The 17,804-nt window shown below is 71.5% G+C and carries 13 protein-coding genes; 5 read left to right on the top strand and 8 right to left on the bottom strand.

What is annotated here, in order from left to right:
- Nucleotides 1–67 precede the first annotated feature (67 nt).
- Nucleotides 68–766 (bottom strand): hypothetical protein, encoded by a 699-nt coding sequence (locus ABZ564_RS19230; protein WP_360857506.1) that lies wholly within the window; start codon nt 764–766, stop codon nt 68–70.
- A 68-nt stretch (nt 767–834) separates the two neighbouring features.
- Between ABZ564_RS19230 and ABZ564_RS19225 the strand changes: the two genes are divergently transcribed.
- A complete protein-coding gene (locus ABZ564_RS19225) occupies nt 835–1,047 on the top strand; it encodes a DUF6011 domain-containing protein (protein WP_360857503.1) in 213 nt (70 codons plus the stop codon).
- Between the two features lie 4 nt (nt 1,048–1,051).
- Here the strand turns inward: ABZ564_RS19225 and ABZ564_RS19220 are convergent, their stop codons facing one another.
- Both ABZ564_RS19220 and ABZ564_RS19215 read right to left on the bottom strand, forming a co-directional pair.
- Nucleotides 1,052–1,936 carry an acyl-CoA thioesterase II gene (locus tag ABZ564_RS19220; protein WP_360857500.1) on the bottom strand — a complete coding sequence of 295 codons (885 nt, stop codon included), beginning with the start codon at nt 1,934–1,936 and terminating at the stop codon, nt 1,052–1,054.
- Nucleotides 1,937–1,976: 40 nt separating this feature from the next.
- The gene (locus tag ABZ564_RS19215; protein WP_360857497.1) at nt 1,977–4,490 is read right to left on the bottom strand and encodes a DUF3516 domain-containing protein; all 2,514 of its coding nucleotides are present in this window, start codon (nt 4,488–4,490) and stop codon (nt 1,977–1,979) included.
- Nucleotides 4,491–4,659: 169 nt separating this feature from the next.
- On the opposite strand from ABZ564_RS19215, the gene ABZ564_RS19210 reads away from it, so the two are divergent.
- The gene (locus tag ABZ564_RS19210) at nt 4,660–5,451 is read left to right on the top strand and encodes a metal-dependent hydrolase (protein ID WP_360857494.1); all 792 of its coding nucleotides are present in this window, start codon (nt 4,660–4,662) and stop codon (nt 5,449–5,451) included.
- Nucleotides 5,452–5,497: 46 nt separating this feature from the next.
- Here ABZ564_RS19210 and ABZ564_RS19205 read toward each other — a convergent pair whose 3' ends face one another.
- Together ABZ564_RS19205 and ABZ564_RS19200 are read right to left on the bottom strand one after the other, a co-directional pair.
- On the bottom strand, nt 5,498–7,309 hold the full coding sequence (locus ABZ564_RS19205; RefSeq protein WP_360857491.1) for an ABC transporter ATP-binding protein: 1,812 nt from the start codon (nt 7,307–7,309) through the stop codon (nt 5,498–5,500).
- An 11-nt stretch (nt 7,310–7,320) separates the two neighbouring features.
- Nucleotides 7,321–9,147 (bottom strand): ABC transporter ATP-binding protein, encoded by a 1,827-nt coding sequence (locus ABZ564_RS19200; protein WP_360857488.1) that lies wholly within the window; start codon nt 9,145–9,147, stop codon nt 7,321–7,323.
- A 295-nt stretch (nt 9,148–9,442) separates the two neighbouring features.
- Between ABZ564_RS19200 and ABZ564_RS19195 the strand changes: the two genes are divergently transcribed.
- Complete coding sequence (locus tag ABZ564_RS19195; protein WP_360857717.1) at nt 9,443–10,165, top strand: L,D-transpeptidase family protein; 723 nt, start codon at nt 9,443–9,445, stop codon at nt 10,163–10,165.
- 80 nt (nt 10,166–10,245) lie between these two features.
- On the opposite strand, the gene ABZ564_RS19190 is transcribed toward ABZ564_RS19195, so the two are convergent.
- Nucleotides 10,246–13,179, bottom strand: a complete 2,934-nt coding sequence (locus ABZ564_RS19190) for an FAD-binding and (Fe-S)-binding domain-containing protein (protein WP_360857485.1) — start codon at nt 13,177–13,179, stop codon at nt 10,246–10,248.
- A 56-nt stretch (nt 13,180–13,235) separates the two neighbouring features.
- Entirely contained in the window at nt 13,236–13,679 is a 444-nt protein-coding gene (locus ABZ564_RS19185; protein ID WP_360857482.1) for a MarR family transcriptional regulator, read from the bottom strand.
- A gap of 189 nt (nt 13,680–13,868) precedes the next feature.
- On the opposite strand from ABZ564_RS19185, the gene ABZ564_RS19180 reads away from it, so the two are divergent.
- Entirely contained in the window at nt 13,869–15,674 is a 1,806-nt protein-coding gene (locus tag ABZ564_RS19180) for an ABC transporter ATP-binding protein (protein WP_360857479.1), read from the top strand.
- Nucleotides 15,675–15,948: 274 nt separating this feature from the next.
- On the opposite strand, the gene ABZ564_RS19175 is transcribed toward ABZ564_RS19180, so the two are convergent.
- Complete coding sequence (locus ABZ564_RS19175; protein WP_360857477.1) at nt 15,949–17,226, bottom strand: NAD(P)-binding domain-containing protein; 1,278 nt, start codon at nt 17,224–17,226, stop codon at nt 15,949–15,951.
- Nucleotides 17,227–17,329: 103 nt separating this feature from the next.
- Here ABZ564_RS19175 and ABZ564_RS19170 point away from each other — a divergent pair, with 103 nt between their 5' ends.
- Complete coding sequence (locus ABZ564_RS19170; protein WP_360857474.1) at nt 17,330–17,728, top strand: secondary thiamine-phosphate synthase enzyme YjbQ; 399 nt, start codon at nt 17,330–17,332, stop codon at nt 17,726–17,728.
- Nucleotides 17,729–17,804 lie beyond the last annotated feature (76 nt).

Raw genomic sequence — 17,804 nt, 5'->3', positions numbered from 1 at the left:
CGCCGAGGGGCGTTCTCGGCGGCCGGGATCGCCCGGACGGTCCAGTGCCGCGGCCCCAGCGGCTCCGTCACTCCCGCTTGTCGTCCCAGGGGGTGCCCAGCCAGCTGTCGAACGACGTGACCAGCGCCGCCAGTGCCGCAGCCAGCCGCTGATCCGCCCACGGCGCGTGCACGACGACCTCACCGTCCGCCCGGAACTCCAGCGGGGTCTCGCCGCCTGCCCGCCAGAAGATGCGCCGGGGTCCGCGCGGCAGGTCGCCGCCGCCTCCCACCAGGCTGCCCACCCCCAGGGCCACCCACAGGGGGAACAGCAGCCACCACACGTACCACCAGAAGATCCGGCCCTTGAAGCCGGCGGCCTCGGGGCAGCCGGTCTGCGCGACCGTCCAGCGGGTCCGCAGACCCCTGCCCGAGCACGCCTTCTCGCGGACAATGGTGCCGAGCACCTCCCCGTGACCGCCCAGCACCTGATACGCCGACACCCCGCCCCCGGCCGAGGTGGTGACGAGCGTCGCAAGGCGCGCGCGGCGCTCAGGGTCGGCCCACAGGACGAAGGAGCGGGCCCCGGTCCTGCGGGCGGCGAGGTAGGCCGGTATGCCGCCCGGCGGCAGTTCGCGTTCCAGATGGGCCAGCACCCGCGTCGCACCGCGGGGTTCGTCCTTGACGGTGACGACATGGCTGAAGGGCGAGACGGGAGCCGTCGCCGGCGCGCCCTTCCGTGCCTTCCTCCCCGCCGCGACGGGACTCACTTTCAGGACGGTGGCCACCTGTGCACTCCTCCGTTGTGGTGATCGGGAAGTCGAACAGTAGCCCTGCCGCCTGAGAGGATGACGCCGTGGAGTCACCAGAAGCCGAGCCGCTCCCCGGCACCGCCGACGCGACCGGACCCCGCCTCGTGCGCTGCCGCCTGTGCGGACGCCCGCTCACCGGTACGGCCTCCCGCCGCACCGGTCTCGGCCCCTCCTGCGACGCCAGACTGCACCCCGCACCGCCCCACATCCGCCACCGACGGCACGAGGTCGAACAGGACACACTTCCCGGCACCTGAGCCGTTACGCCGACGGGGCGCCGTCCAGCCGCCGGAACAGGCCCTCCTGCACCACCGACACCAGCAGATTGCCCGCCCGGTCGTAGATCCGGCCGCGCGCCAGCCCCCGCCCGCCCGTCGCGACCGGCGACTCCTGGTCGTACAGGAACCACTCGTCCGCCCGGAACGGCCGGTGGAACCACATCGCGTGGTCCAGCGACGCCATGTCGAAGCCGCGCGGCCCCCACAGCGGCTCCACCGGGATGCGGACCGCGTCCAGCAGCGTCATGTCGCTCGCGTACGTCAGCGCGCACGTGTGGACCAGCGGATCATCGCCCAGCGGCCCCACCGCACGCATCCACACCGCGCTGCGCGGGTCCGCGTCCTTGATCTCCTCCCGCGTCCAGCGCAACCGGTCCACGTAGCGGATGTCGAACGGCTGGCGCCGCGCCATCCGCTCCAGGGCCTCCGGCAGACCGCCCAGATGCTCGCGCACCTCTTCGGCGACCGTCGGCAGCTCCTCGGGGTCGGGCACCACACGGGCCGGCGGGAGCTGGTGCTCGAAGCCCGCCTCCTCCGGCCGGTGGAACGACGCCGTCAGGTTGAAGATCGTCCGGCCCTGCTGGACGGCCGTCACCCGGCGGGTCGTGAACGACCTGCCGTCCCGGACGCGCTCCACGTCGTACACGATCGGCACCCCGGGACGGCCCGGCCGCAGGAAGTAGGCGTGCAGCGAGTGCACCGGCCGCTCCCCGTCCGTGGTGCGGCCGGCCGCCACCAGCGCCTGCCCCGCGACCTGTCCGCCGAAGACCCGCTGCAGGGACTCGTCGGGACTGCGGCCCCGGAAGATGTTGACCTCGATCCGCTCCAGGTCGAGCAGGTCGACCAGGCTCTCGGCGGGGTTCGTCATGCCGTTCCTCTCCACTCACGCGACGACGTCGCGCATCCACTCACAACTGACCCACGGACGTGACCCGCACGACCGCCCGGCCCTCCTCGTCCGAGGCGGCGAGGTCGACCTCCGCACTGATGCCCCAGTCGTGGTCGCCCTTCGGGTCGGCGAACGTCTGCCGGACCCGCCACAGACCGTGCTGCGCGTCCTCGTCGATCCTCAGCAGCTTCGGGCCGCGCGCGTCGGGGCCGGTGCCCAGCTCCTCGTACTCGTCCCAGTACGCGTCCATCGCCTCGCCCCACGCGTCCTCGTCCCAGCCCGAGTCCGCGTCCAGCTCGCCGAGCTCACGGACCCGGTCCAGCGCGGCCAGCTCCACCCGGCGGAACATCGCGTTGCGCACCAGCACCCGGAACGCGCGGGCGTTCGCCGTGACCGGCTTGACCTCGTCGGCCCGCTCCTGTGCCTGCTCGGCCGTCTCCACCTCGGGATTGGCCAGCTGCTCCCACTCGTCGAGCAGACTGGAGTCGACCTGACGGACCATCTCGCCCAGCCAGGCGATCAGATCCTCCAGGTCCTCCGACTTCAGGTCGTCCGGAATGGTGTGTTCCAGCGCCTTGTACGCGCTAGCCAGATACCGCAGCACGATGCCCTCGGTGCGTGCCAGCTCGTAGTTCGAGGTGAACTCGGTGAACGTCATGGCCCGTTCGTACATGTCGCGGATCACCGACTTCGGCGACACCGGGTGGTCGCCCACCCACGGGTGGCTGCGCCGGTAGACGTCGTACGCGTGCCACAGCAGCTCGCTCAGCGGCTTCGGGTACGTCACCTCCTGGAGCAGCTCCATCCGCTCCTCGTACTCGATCCCGTCGGCCTTCATCTGCCCGACCGCCTCCCCGCGCGCCTTGTTCTGCTGCGCGGCCAGGATCTGGCGGGGGTCGTCCAGCGTCGACTCCACCACGGAGACCATGTCCAGCGCGTACGAGGGCGAGTCCGGGTCCAGCAACTCGAACGCGGCGAGGGCGAACGTGGACAGCGGCTGGTTCAGCGCGAAGTCCTGCTGGAGATCGACCGTCAGCCGCACGATGCGCCCCTCCGCGTCCGGCTGGTCCAGCTGCTCCACCACACCGCCGTCCAGCAGCGACCGGTAGATCGCGATGGCCCGGCGGATGTGCCGCAGCTGCGCCCGGCGCGGCTCGTGGTTGTCCTCCAGCAGATGCCGCATCGCCTCGAAGGCGTTGCCCGGGCGGGCGATCACGGACAGCAGCATCGTGTGCGTGACCCGGAAGCGCGAGGTCAGCGGCTCCGGATCGGACTGGATCAGCTTGTCGAACGTGGTCTCCGACCAGGCGACGAAGCCCTCGGGCGCCTTCTTGCGGACGACCTTCCGCTTCTTCTTCGGGTCGTCACCGGCCTTCTTGACCGCCTTCTCGTTCTCGATGACGTGCTCGGGGGCCTGGGCGACGACGAAGCCCGCCGTGTCGAAGCCCGCGCGCCCTGCCCGGCCGGCGATCTGGTGGAACTCCCGCGCCCGAAGCGTCCGCACCCGGGTGCCGTCGTACTTGGTGAGCGCGGTGAACAGCACCGTACGGATCGGTACGTTGACACCGACACCGAGCGTGTCCGTACCGCAGATCACCTTCAGCAGACCCGCCTGCGCCAGTTTCTCCACCAGCCTGCGGTACTTGGGGAGCATGCCGGCGTGGTGCACACCGATGCCGTGCCGCACGTAGCGCGAGAGGTTCTGGCCGAACTTGGTGGTGAAGCGGAAGTTGCCGATGAGATCGGCGATCTTCTCCTTCTCCTCCTTGGTGCACATGTTGATGCTCATCAGCGACTGCGCCCGCTCCACCGCCGCCGCCTGCGTGAAGTGCACGATGTACACCGGCGACTGCCGGGTCTCCAGGAGCTCGGTGAGCGTCTCGGTGATCGGGGTCAGGCGGTACTCGTAACTCAGCGGCACCGGACGGGTCGCCGAGCGGATCACCGAGGTCGGGCGGCCGGTGCGCCGCGTCAGGTCCTCCTCGAACATCCGGACGTCACCGAGCGTCGCCGACATCAGGACGAACTGCGCCTGCGGAAGTTCGAGCAGCGGGATCTGCCAGGCCCAGCCGCGGTCCGGCTCCGCGTAGAAGTGGAACTCGTCCATCACGACCTGGCCGATGTCCGCGTACTTCCCGTCACGCAGCGCGATGGAGGCCAGCACCTCGGCGGTGCAGCAGATGACCGGGGCGTCGGCGTTGACCGAGGCGTCCCCGGTGAGCATGCCCACGTTCTCCGTACCGAACAGCTTGCACAGGTCGAAGAACTTCTCCGAGACCAGCGCCTTGATCGGCGCGGTGTAGAAGGTGACCTTGTCCTGGGCCAGGGCCGTGAAGTGCGCACCCGCCGCGACCAGGCTCTTCCCGGACCCGGTGGGCGTGGAAAGGATCACGTTGGCCCCGGAGACCACCTCGATCAGCGCCTCCTCCTGAGCGGGGTAGAGGGTGATTCCCTGCGTCTCGGTCCAGGACGAGAAGGCCTCGAAGAGAGCGTCGGGATCGTCGGTCGGGGGCAGCTGATCAATAAGGGTCACGCCCCCATCTTGCCTGTCTTCCGCCCCGATGAGGGAACCGGAGGACGGCCGGAAGATCACGGACGATACGCTGCCCTCTCAACTCGGCCGCGCCGCAACGGCAGTGGCCGGATCCCGCGTCCGGGAACCACCTGGCGCACTCGGCGACACCTACGGGGGCTCAGCAGTCATGATGGGACCGGCACACTCTCTGTCAGGGGCAGCGGCCTGGCTGGGGGTGGGCGCCGCGGCGGCCGCCGCCGGCCACACCATGCCGTGGCCCGTCCTCGTCGTGGGAGCCCTGATCACCGCGGGTGCCGCGCTCGCCCCCGACCTCGACCACAAGTCGGCGACCATCTCGCGCGCCTTCGGGCCCGTCTCGCGCGGCCTGTGCGAGATCGTCGACAAGCTCTCGCACGCCGTGTACAAGGCCACCCGGATGCGGGGCGACTCCACCCGCAACGGCGGCCACCGCACCCTCACCCACACCTGGGTGTGGGCGGTCCTGATCGGGGCGGGTGCCTCCGCCCTGGCGATCACCGGAGGCCGCTGGGCGGTCCTCGGCATCCTCTTCGTCCACCTGGTCCTCGCCGTCGAGGGACTGCTCTGGCGCGCCGCCCGGGTCTCCAGCGACGTCCTGGTCTGGCTGCTCGGGGCCACCAGCGCCTGGATCCTCGCCGGCATCCTCGACAAGCCGGGCCACGGCGCGGACTGGCTGTTCACCGGCCCCGGCCAGGAGTACCTGTGGCTCGGGCTGCCGATCGTGCTCGGCGCCCTCGTCCACGACATCGGGGACGCGCTGACCGTCTCGGGCTGCCCGATCCTGTGGCCGATCCCGGTGGGCCGCAAGCGCTGGTACCCGATCGGCCCGCCGAAGGCCATGCGCTTCAAGGCCGGCAGCTGGGTGGAGATCAAGGTGCTGATGCCGGTCTTCATGGTCCTCGGCGGCGTGGGCGCGGCGGCCGCGATGAACGTCATCTGAGCCCCGGGCCTCCGTCCGGGGGCCGGCGGACCGGCCCCCGGTACCGTCAGCCGTGCCAGGACCGCCAGAGCGCCGCGTACGCCCCGTCCGCCGCCACCAGCTCGTCATGGCTGCCCAGCTCACTGATCCGGCCCTGCTCGACCACGGCGATCACGTCCGCGTCGTGCGCGGTGTGCAGCCGGTGGGCGATCGCCACCACCGTACGGCCGTCCAGCACCCGGGCCAGCGACCGTTCCAGGTTGCGGGCCGCCCGGGGATCGAGCAGCGACGTCGCCTCGTCCAGGACCAGCGTGTGCGGATCGGCCAGCACCAGCCGGGCCAGCGCGATCTGCTGCGCCTGCGCCGGGGTGACCACCAGGCCGCCCGAGCCGACCTCGGCGTCGAGCCCGTTCTCCAGGGCCCTCGCCCAGCCGTCCGCGTCGACCGCGGCGAGCGAGGCCCACAGCTCCGCGTCCCCGGCGTCCGTACGGGCCAGCAGCAGGTTGTCCCGCAGCGAGCCGACGAACACGTGGTGTTCCTGGTTGACCAGCGCCACATGCGACCGCACGTGCTCCGTCGCCATCCGCGACAGCCGCGCGCCGCCGAGCGTGACCTCGCCGGTCCGGGGAGCGTAGATCCCCGCCAGCAGCCGGCCCAGCGTCGACTTGCCCGCACCCGACGGGCCGACCAGCGCCAGCCGCGTACCCGGTGCGACGTCCAGCGTCACCCGGTGCAGCACGTCGACCCCGTCCACGTACCCGAAGCGCACCTCGTCGGCACGCACCTCCCGGCCGTCCGGGGCGACCGTGGTGTCGCCCGCGTCCGGTTCGATCTCCCGGACGCCCACCAGCCGCGCCAGCGACACCTGGGCCACCTGCAACTCGTCGTACCAGCGCAGGATCAGACCGATCGGGTCCACCATCATCTGGGCGAGCAGCGCACCCGTGGTGAGCTGGCCGACGGTGAGCCACCCCTCGATCACGAACCAGCCGCCCAGCAGCAGGACCGCGCCGAGGATCGTCGCGTACGTGATGTTGATGACCGGGAAGAGCACCGTCCGCAGGAAGAGTGTGTACCGTTCCCACGCGGTCCACTGCTTGACGCGCAGGTCCGACAGCGCGACCCGGCGCGCCCCCAGCCGGTGCGCCTCCACGGTCCGCCCGGCGTCCACGGTCTCCGCCAGGGCCGCCGCGACCGCCGCGTAACCGGCGGCCTCCGAGCGGTACGCCGAGGGCCCCCGGCGGAAGTACCAGCGGCAGCCGATGAGCAGCACGGGCAGTGCCACGACCACCGCCAGGGCGAGCGGGGGAGCGGTGACGGTGAGGGCGGCGACGAGCAGCCCCACCCACACCACGCCGATCGTCAGCTGCGGCACGGCCTCGCGCATGGCGTTGGCGAGCCGGTCGATGTCCGTGGTGATCCGGGACAGCAGATCACCCGTGCCGGCCCGCTCCAGCACCCCCGGCGGCAGCCGCACCGACCGGACGAGGAAGTCCTCGCGCAGGTCGGCGAGCATCTCCTCGCCCAGCATGGCGCTGCGCAGCCGCATCATCCGGGTGGCCACCGTCTGAACGACGAGAGCCAGCGCGAAGATCACGGCGGTGCGCTCCAGACGCAGCTCGCGGACGCCGTCGGACAGGTTCTCGACGAGCCCGCCCAGCAGGTAGGGACCCACGATCGACGCGATCACCGCCAGCGTGTTGAGCAGGGTCACCACCACGAACGGCTTCCGGTGGCGCCGCAGCAGCTCCAGGACGTACGCCCGTACGGTCGTGGGGCCGGCGACCGGCAGGGTCGTGGCCGTCTTCGGGGCCGCCGGGTCGTAGGCGGGCGGCTCGTGGGCGGGTGGTACCCGGGGCGGTGGGGCGATGTCGGTCATTGCCTCTCCTCTCATGCCCGTTCCTCGACTTCCTGGTTCGCGCCGATGCCCTCGTGCCGCTCCGGTGCGGCCGTGGGCGACATCTCGTCGTCGGTGTCGCGGGCGACGACGGCCCGGTAGCGCTCCTCGGCGTGCATCAGTTCGCGGTGCGTGCCGACCGCCACCACCGTGCCCCCGCTCACCAGCGCCACCCGGTCGGCCAGGTCCAGCAGCAGGGGCGAGGAGGAGAAGGCGACGGTCGTACGGTTCGCGCGCAGCGCCTTGACGCCGGCGGCGATCCGGGCCTCGGTGTGCGAGTCGACCGCGGAGGTGGGCTCGTCCAGGACGAGGGTGTCCGGGTCGGTGAGCAGCGACCTGGCCAGGGCGAGCCGCTGGCGCTGGCCGCCGGACAGGGACCTGCCACGTTCGGTGATCCGGGTGTCCAGCGGCTCGCAGTCCGGGTCGGGGGACGCCTGGGCCAGTGCGGCCAGCACGTCGTCGCACTGCGCCGCGGACAGAGCGGCCGCGTCCTCCACCCGCCCGGACGAGGGCACGTCCAGCAGTTCGCGCAGGGTGCCCGAGAGCAGCACCGGGTCCTTGTCCTGGACCAGGACGGCGGTCCGCGCCGCGGCCGGCTCCAGTTCGTCCAGCGGCACGCCGCCCAGCAGGACGGAGGGCGGCTCGGGGGCGTCGGCGTCCGATGCCTCGGGCTGGGTGTGGCCGCCGAGCCGTTCCGCCAGCCGGCCCGCTTCGTCGGGGTCGCCGCAGACGACGGCGGTGAACAGGCCCTGCGGGGCCAGCAGCCCGGTGGCCGGGTCGTACAGGTCGCCGGACGGGAGGGTGGTGACCGTGGCCGTCCGAGCGGTCCGGCGCAGCGACAGCACCCGCACGGCACGTTCGGCGGACGGCCGTGAGAAGGAGTAGGCCTGAGCGATCTCCTCCACGTGCCGGAGGGGGAACAGCAGCAGCGTCACCGCGCTGTACACCGTCACCAGCTGCCCGACCTCGATCACGCCGTCCCGGACCAGTGCGGCGCCGTGGATCACCAGGGACAGCAGCAGTACGCCCGGCAGCAGCACCTGGACCGCGGAGATCAGCGACCACATCCGGGCGCTGTGCACCGCGGCCTCGCGGACCTCCTGCGAAGCGCGCCGGTAGCGGTCCAGGAACAGCTCCTCGCCGCCGATACCGCGCAGGACGCGCAGGCCGGCCACGGTGTCCGAGGCGAGTTCGGTGGCCTTGCCGCCCTTCTCGCGCTGCACGTCGGCCCGTCTGGTGGCGCGAGGCAGCAACGGCAGGACGGACAGCGCGAGAAACGGCATGGCGATCGCCACGAGGACGCCCAGGGAGGGGAGGTAGAAGAGGAGCCCGACGCTGACGACGACGAGAACCGCGGCGGCGGCCAGGAAGCGGGAGAGGGCCTCGACGAACCAGCCGATCTTCTCCACGTCACCGGTGGACACCGCCACCACCTCGCCCGCCGCGACCCTGCGCGTCAGGAGCGAACCCAGCTCCGCGGTCTTGCGGGCCAGCAGTTGCTGGACCCGGGCCGCGGCGGTGATCCAGTTGGTGACGGCACTCCGGTGGACCATGGCGTCGCTCACCGCGGTCAGTACACCGAGGAGCGCGGTCAGCGCGCCGGCCAGCGCGAGCCGGCTTCCGGACCGGTCGACGACCGCCTGGACGGCGAGCCCCACCGTGAGCGGGTAACCCGCGATCGAGCACTGGTGCATCAGTCCCCAGAAGAAGGACTTGAGCTGCCCGCGGATCTGGTTGCGGCCCAGCCAGACCAGGAAGCGGGGGCCTGAACGGACGTCGGGATCGCCGGGGTCCGAATACGGAAGATCGCGAATGTGCATGACATCCCAAAGGATCGGAAGAGACCAGGCCCGCGAGGCGCCGCGTAAGCGCGCCGGGGCAGCACGGAGTCACCCGCGGGGGTACGCAGGCGGGGGAACCAAACCGTGCAAGCCTCGCGTAACACCGGGGACGCGGCAAACGGTTTTATGCCGGGGAGAGGGTTCGGGGCCTGTGGCCGCGCGGGCCGGGGCGGGTAAAGATTCGGCACGCTTTCGCCGGGCCGGGCCGGGGCGGACGAACGCGCACATCGCCAAGTGCGAGCATGGACGAATGCGTATAGCCGGTGCGGTACGAGTGGTGGTCTCGGCGGCCGCCTGTGGTGTCCTGTTCACGACCCTGACGTCCTGCGGCGACGGGCACGACCCCCAGAAGGGCGGAGCCGCCGAGCGGTCGGCCGCCGCCGAGAAGGGCCGTGCGAAGGCCCCGGACACCGACCTGAAGCGCATCCCCGATGTGGGCGAGCGGCTCCGGTCGCAGATCCCGGCAGACTCCCGCCAGGTCGTCGCCGTCTACGGCGCGGGCAAGAACTCCGCGGACTCCACCGTCGTGCTCTACACCAAGTCAGGCGCCACCTGGGACAAGGTGGCCGGCTGGAAGGGCCACAACGGCAAGAAGGGCTGGACGGCCGACCACCACGAGGATGACAAGCGCAGCCCCGTCGGCGTCTTCACCCTCAGCGACGCGGCCGGCGTACTGCCCGATCCCGGAGCCCGCCTCCCCTACACGCAGACCGACTCGATCCAGGCCCCCCACTACTGGGCCAAGTCCCACTGGCACGACTTCGACTACGTCATCGCCATCGACTACAACCGGGTCAAGGGCACGCCGCCCAACGACCCGACGCGCCCCCAGGGCCAGTCGAAGGGCGGCAGCATCTGGCTGCACATGGACCACGGCAGCGGCACCTCGGCGTGCGTGAGCGTATCGAAGCAGGCCATGGAGAAGCTGCTGCGCACCCTGGACCCGAAGCAGCACCCGGTCGTGGTCATGGGCGACCGCGCCAGCCTCCGCGCCTGACGGGACGGGGCCGGCGCGGGCGTAAGGCCTGGGCGGGCCGGCCCGGTCCGCGTGCGCAGCCCGGGCGGGCCCGCGGCCGCTCAGGCGGGGCCCGGGCGGGTCGCCCACTCCAGTTCCATCAGAGCCGAGTGGTACGAACGGCCCGTCGCCCGGTCCATGCCGATCTCGCACATCCGGTTGGCCGAGAGATACGCGTCGTACTCCCGGGGCCGCACCTCGGCCGCCTCCTTCGCGGTCGCGGACGCCGTCAGCTCCTTGTGCAGCATCCCGCGGTCGCCCGCGAATCCGCAGCACGCGGCGTCGTCGGGGATCACGGCCTCGTGCGCGCAGGCTTCCGCGACGGCGCGCAACCGGTCGACATCGTCCAGGTGCTCCATGGAACAGGTCGGGTGCAGCACGGCCGAACCGGACTTCCGCAGCACCGTCAGCTCCGGCAGCAGCTCGTCCGCCGCCCAGACCAGGGAGTCGACCACCGTCAGCTCGCGGTGCAACTCCCGGTTGTCCTCGGTGAGATACGGAACCACCTCCTGGGCGATGCCCAGGGTGCAGGAGGAGGCGTCGACGACCAGCGGCAGCTTTCCGCCGGCCGTCCAGCCCCAGGCGGCCTCCACGATCCGGTTGGCCATCACGGCGTTGCCGGAGTCGTACCCCTTGGAGTGCCAGATCGTGGCGCAGCAGGTCCCGTTGACATCGTCCGGGATCCAGACGGGCTTTCCCGCCCGGGCCGACACGGCGACCACGGCCTGCGGCAGGGACGGGCCGCGATAGCCGTCCGGGCTGCCGAAGATGCGGTTGACGCAGGCCGGGTAGTAGACCGCGACGGCCCCCGCCCTGGAGGTGCGCGGCAGTTTCCGGGAAGCCGCCCCGGGGATTTCCGGCAGCCACTCGGGGATCAGATCGGGGTGCACCGCCCGGCGGGCGAGCCGGGTGACCCCCTGCAGCAGCCGGTCGTCGATTCTGCTCGCCGCGGCGACCGCGAGCCGCGCCGCCGTCTCCGCCTTGCGGAAGTGCTTCGCCGCGAGCGCGGCGATCCGCTCCTCGCGCGGCGAGTGCCGCTGGTGGCGGAAGCTCTTCATCATGGCGCCCGTGTCGATCCCGACCGGGCAGGCGAGCTTGCAGGTGGAGTCACCGGCGCAGGTGTCCACGGCGTCGTAGCCGTAGGCGTCGACGAGACCCGTCTCGACGGGCGAACCGTCGGGCTGGCGCATCATCTCCCGGCGCAGCACGATGCGTTGGCGCGGTGAGGTGGTCAGGTCGTGGCTGGGGCAGGTCGGTTCGCAGAAGCCGCACTCGATGCAGGGGTCGGCGACCGCCTCGACCTTCGGGATGGTCTTCAGCCCGCGCAGATGGGCCTTCGGGTCACGGTCGAGGACGATGCGCGGGGCCAGGACCCCGTCGGGGTCGATGACCTGCTTCGTACGCCACATCAGCTCGGTCGCCCGCGGGCCCCACTCCAGTTCGAGGAAGGGGGCGATATTGCGGCCCGTCGCGTGCTCCGCCTTGAGCGATCCGTCGAACCGCTCCACCGTCAGCCGGCAGAAGTCCGCCATGAAGGCGGCGTAGCGGTCGACGTCGGACGGGCGCGCCGCGTCGAAGGCCAGCAGGAAGTGGAGGTTTCCGTGCGCGGCGTGACCGGCGACGGCGGCGTCGAAGCCGTGCTCGGCCTGGAGCGCGAGCAGTGCCTCGCAGGCGTCGGCCAGCAGGGAGGGCGGGACGGCGAAGTCCTCCGTGATCAGGGTCGTGCCCGAGGGGCGGGAGCCGCCGACCGCGGTGACGAAGGCCTTGCGGGCCTTCCAGTAGCCGGAGATGGTACGGGCGTCCCGGGTGAACTCGTTGGTCACCGAGGTGACGGGCCGGACCAGCTCCAGCCGCCGCACCACATCGGCCGCCGCCCGCTCGTACGCCTCCTGGCCCGCCTCGTCCGGGGCCCGGAACTCCACCAGCAGTGCGGCGGTCTCCTTCGGCAGCCCGGCCCAGTCGGCGGGGACACCCTGCACGCTGACGGAGGCGCGCAGGGTGTTGCCGTCCATCAGCTCCACGGCGATGGCACCCGCCTCGTTGAACAGCGGCACGGCGGCGGCCGCGGCGGTCAGGGAGGGGAAGAACAGCAGCGCCGTGGAGACCCGGCGGTCCAGCGGCAGGGTGTCGAAGACGACCTCGGAGATGAAGCCGAAGGTCCCCTCGGAGCCGACCATGAGGCCGCGCAGGATCTCCACCGGGGTCGAGCCGTCCAGGAACGCGTCCAGCCGGTAGCCGTTGGTGTTCTTGATCTCGTACTTGGCCCGGATGCGGGCCGTGAGCGCGGGGTCGGCCTCGATCTCCGCCTTCAGCGCCAGCAGCCCCTCGCACAGGCGCGGCTCGGCCCGGGCCAGATCCTCGTCGGCCGCCGGATCCCCGGTGTCCACGACCGTGCCGCTGGGCAGTACGAAGGTGAGCGAGGAGACGGTGCGGTACGAATTGCGGGTGGTGCCGGCGGTCATACCGGAGGCGTTGTTGGCGACGACTCCGCCGATCGTGCACGCGATGGCACTGGCCGGGTCGGGGCCCAGCAGCCGGCCGTACCGGGCGAGGGCGGCGTTGGCCCGTACGACCGTCGTGCCGGGTCGGATACGGGCGCGGGCGCCGTCGTCCAGGACCTCGATGCCCGCCCAGTTCCGCCGGACGTCGACGAGGATGTCCTCGCCCTGGGCCTGGCCGTTGAGGCTGGTGCCGGCGGCCCGGAAGACGACGTTGCGGCCTCTGCCGTGCGCGTACGAGAGGATCGCGGAGATGTCGTCGATGTCCTCGGGGACGAGGACCACCTGGGGCACGAACCGGTACGGGCTGGCGTCGGAGGCGTACTTCACCAGGTCGGAGATCTTCCAGAGCACCTTGTGCGCGCCGAGCAGGGCGGTCAGCTCGGCGCGCAGGGTCTCCGGCGTGCCCTCGGCCTGCGCGTCGGGAACGCGGTCGTGGAAGGGCGGGCGGACCGCCCCGGGGCGCAGCGTGTCGGGGTCCGGCTCCAGCAGCGGCATGGTGGTTCTCCTCGGCGGCTTGACGGTCCGACGGCTCGGCGCCGCGTCCCGTGCGGTCAGCAGCGGCGCTCCGGCATTCCGTTGACCAGGGCGGTCAGCAGACCGCCGAGCACCTCGCGCTGGTCGGCGGTCAATGGAGCCAGGATCTCCTCTGCGGCCGCCCGGCGCGCGTCGCGCAGCGAGCGGAGAGTGGCGATTCCCTCGTCCGTGATCTCGATCCTGACCACCCTACGACTGTTCGGATCGGGGACGCGGCGCACCCTGCCGCCCGCCTCCAGGGCGTCCACCAGGGTCGTCACGGCGCGCGGGACCACGTCGAGGCGCTGCGCGAGATCCGCCATACGGGGCGCACCGTCGTAGTGCGCGACGGTGCGCAGCAGCCGGAACTGTGCGGGCGTGATGCCGATCGGCTCCAGCTGACGGCCCTGAATGCGCTGGAGTCTGCGCGTCAGCCGCAGCAGCTGTTCGGCGACCATGCCGTCGGGGTCGGGGGAATCCATGAGGGCGACAGTACCAGGACCTTGTTCATTGTGAGCGAGGGTAACAATGAGCTATGCTCTCATTCGGCTCGACTGTCACGGTTGCGATTCCCGCGTCCGGACGGTCCTGCCCGTACATCTGAAGGCGTGCGCCCCCTCCGGCGACCGCACCCGTACCGCCCCGTTGCCGCACGTCCGACGAAGGAGCCCATGAAACCCGACGAACCCACGTGGACGCCCCCGCCCCGGGACGCCGCCCAGCCGCCCGCCGAGCTGCGCCGCATCCTCCGCCTCTTCCGCCCCTACCGCGGGCGCCTCGCGATGGTCGGACTGCTCGTCGGCGCCTCGTCGCTGGTGTCGGTCGCCTCGCCGTTCCTGCTGCGCGAGATCCTGGACACCGCCCTCCCGCAGGGGCGGACCGGACTGCTCTCGCTGCTCGCCCTCGGCATGATCCTCACCGCCGTGATGAACGGCGTCTTCGGCGTGCTGCAGACCCTCATCTCCACCACCGTCGGCCAGCGCGTCATGCACGACCTGCGCACCGCCGTCTACGCGCAGCTGCAGCGGATGCCTCTCGCCTTCTTCACCAGGACCCGCACGGGTGAGGTGCAGTCCCGGATCGCCAACGACATCGGGGGCATGCAGGCCACCGTCACCTCTACGGCGACCTCCCTCGTCTCCAACCTCACCGCGGTCATCGCCACCGTCGTCGCCATGCTCGCGCTCGACTGGCGGCTCACCGTCGTCTCGCTGCTCCTGCTGCCGTTCTTCGTCTGGATCAGCCGTCGCGTCGGCCGGGAGCGCAAGAGGATCACCACTCGGCGTCAGAAACAGATGGCCGCCATGGCCGCCACCGTCACCGAGTCGCTCTCCGTCAGCGGCATCCTGCTCGGCCGCACGATGGGCCGTTCCGACTCGCTCACCCAGGGCTTCGTCGAGGAGTCCGAGCGGCTGGTCGACCTCGAAGTGCGCGCGAGCATGGCCGGAAGGTGGCGGATGTCGACGATCGGCATCGTCATGGCCGCCATGCCCGCCGTCATCTACTGGGCGGCCGGCATGGCCCTGCAGTCCGGCGGGCCCGCTGTCTCGATCGGCACCCTGGTCGCGTTCGTCTCCCTCCAGCAGGGGCTTTTCCGTCCCGCTGTGAGCCTGCTCTCCACCGGCGTACAGATGCAGACGTCACTCGCGCTCTTCCAGCGGATCTTCGAGTACCTCGACCTCACCGTGGACATCACGGAGCCGGAGAACCCGGTGCGCCTGGAGAAGATCCGCGGCGAGGTCCGCTTCGAGAACGTCGACTTCAGCTACGACGAGAAGAGCGGCCCGACCCTCAGCGGCATCGATGTGACCGTGCCCGCGGGGGCCGGACTGGCCGTCGTCGGTCCCACCGGATCCGGCAAGTCCACCCTCAGCTACCTCGTGCCCCGGCTGTACGACGTGACCGGCGGCCGGGTGACCCTCGACGGGGTCGACGTACGCGAGCTCGACTTCGACACCCTCGCCCGAGCGGTCGGCGTCGTCTCGCAGGAGACATACCTCTTCCACGCCTCGGTTGCCGAGAACCTGCGCTTCGCGAAGCCGGACGCGACCGACGAGGAGATCGAGGCGGCGGCCCGCGCGGCGCAGATCCACGACCACATCGCCTCACTCCCCGACGGCTACGACACCCTCGTCGGCGAACGCGGATACCGCTTCTCCGGAGGCGAGAAGCAGCGCCTGGCCATCGCGCGCACGATCCTGCGCGACCCGCCGGTGCTGATCCTCGACGAGGCCACGAGCGCCCTCGACACCCGTACCGAATTCGCCGTGCAGGAGGCGATCGACGCCCTCTCCGCCGGACGTACCACGATCACCATCGCCCATCGGCTCTCCACCGTCCGTGACGCCGACCAGATCGTCGTCCTCGACGGAGGTCGCACGGCGGAACGCGGCACCCACGAGGAACTGCTCCAGCGTGACGGACGGTACGCGGCACTGGTCCGCCGGGACACGGAAATGGCTCCGGCGGCAGGCTGACCGCCCGGCCCGGGCGGCCGTCGCCCCTGTCGCACGCGACGGCGCCGCCGCTCCCGTGGGACGGGGAACGACGGCGCCGGATGAAGCGGTGATCAGACGAGCCAACCCACGAAGTGGACGACGCCGGCCAGCAGGTTGGTGATGAGGTTCATCGGGTGATTCTCCTTGTGCATGCTCTATCTCTGGGACAGCGCAGTCGCGGTCTGCAGCCCGTCGCTTGCGCCCCGTAATCATCCGTCGCCGCGCGGCCCCGGAGCAACGATTGCCGGAACGATCACGCGTTCCAGCGAACATCCGCTCCCATGTTCGTGTGTTCGCTTCCTGTGGTGGTGGATACGAGGGAGAGTCGTGGAGAACCATCCCTCGAGCCGGGACCGGGGCGGGTCGGCATGCCCGCCTGGCGCACGAGACCCCGGGAACCCCGCCCCCGGTCGCCCCACCTCGCCGCAGACCACGCCTGAGGAGCGGCCGGAGCCGACCCCGGCGCTCCCTCCGCCGGCCCCCGCTCCAAAAGCTCGACGATCGCCCGCACGGCGGCGCGCCCCGCACGGTTGGCGCCGATGGTGCTGGCGGAGGGCCCGTAGCCGACGAGGTGGATGCGCGGGTCGCGTACGACCCGGGTGCCCTCCAGTTGAATGCCGCCGCCGCGCTCACGCAGCCGGAGCGGGGCGAGATGGTCGATGGCCGCGCGGAAGCCGGTGGCCCAGAGGATGACGTCGGCCTCGACACCGCGGCCGTCGTCCCAGGCGACGCCGGACGGTGTGATCCGGTCGAACATGGGCAGCCGGTCGAGCACCCCGGACTCCCGGGCGCGACGGATGGCGTCGTTGACGGGCAGCCCGGTCACGCTCACCACGCTCTGCGGCGGCAGCCCCCGCCGGACCCGCTCCTCCACCATGGCCACGGCGGCCCGCCCCTGGTCCGACCCGAACGGCCCTTCCCGGAAGACCGGCGGCCGGCGCGTGACCCAATGGGTCTCCGACGCCACTTCGGCGATCTCCATCAGATGCTGCGTACCGGAGGCCCCGCCGCCCACGACGACCACCCGCTGCCCGGCGAACTCGGCCGGACCCGGATAACCGGCCGTGTGCAACTGCCGTCCCCGGAACGTCTCCTGCCCCGGGTAGCGCGGCCAGAAGGGCCGGTCCCACGTCCCCGTCGCGTTGATCAGGGCGCGCGTCGCGTACGTGCCCTCGGAGGTCTCGACGAGCAGCCGGCCGCCCTCGCCCTCGCGTACGGCGCTGACCTCGACCGGCCGGTGCACGCGCAGCCCGAAGGTGCGCTCGTACCGGTCGAAGTACGCGCCGATCACCTCGGACGAGGGCCGCTCCTCGTCCGCACCGGTCAGCTCCATCCCCGGCAGCGCGTGCATGCCGTGCACCTTGCCGTAGGTCAGCGACGGCCACCGGAACTGCCATGCGCCGCCGGGCGCCGGCGCATGATCCAGGACCACGAAGTCGCGGTCCGGCTCCAGCCCCGTGCGCCGCAGGTGGTACGCGCCGGACAGGCCCGCCTGCCCGGCGCCGATCACCACGACGTCCACCGACCGCATCCCGATATCGTTCACGCTTCTACCAACTGCAACGGGCTCCCGGAACTTCCCCCGTGCCCGTCGCTCAGCGGTTTCGGCCGTGGATCACGGCAGGATGGGACCTATGTCTTCTGCCTTCACCACCACCGTCCTGCAGGTCACGACGGGCTCGACGGAGACCGTCACCGACCTGACATCGGCCTGCGAGGAGTTCCTCACCCGGGCGGCCGCCGGCCGCGACGGCCTGCTCAACATCTTCGTCCCGCACGCCACCGCCGGCATCGCCGTCCTGGAGACCGGCTCGGGCAGCGACGACGACCTCCTGGCAGCTCTCCACACCCTGCTCCCGGCCGACGAGCGCTGGCAACACCGCCACGGTACTCCCGGCCACGGCCGCGACCACGTGGTCCCGGCCCTGGTGCCTCCGCATGCGACGCTGCCGGTGATCGCGGGGAGACTGGAGCTGGGGACGTGGCAGTCGGTGTGCCTGGTGGAGTCGAGGGTTAGTGTCTTGAGTCGTTAATTCGTGTGCAGTATGCGGCGAGGGTGTCGAGGATGTCGTCGGCGGTCTTGGTCCAGATGAACGGCTTGGGGTTCTT

It is taken from the genome of Streptomyces sp. NPDC019224 (assembly GCF_040632605.1).
GTDB lineage: Bacteria > Actinomycetota > Actinomycetes > Streptomycetales > Streptomycetaceae > Streptomyces.
Note: the sequence above shows the minus strand (reverse complement) of the source record. Positions and strands in the feature narration are given on the sequence as shown.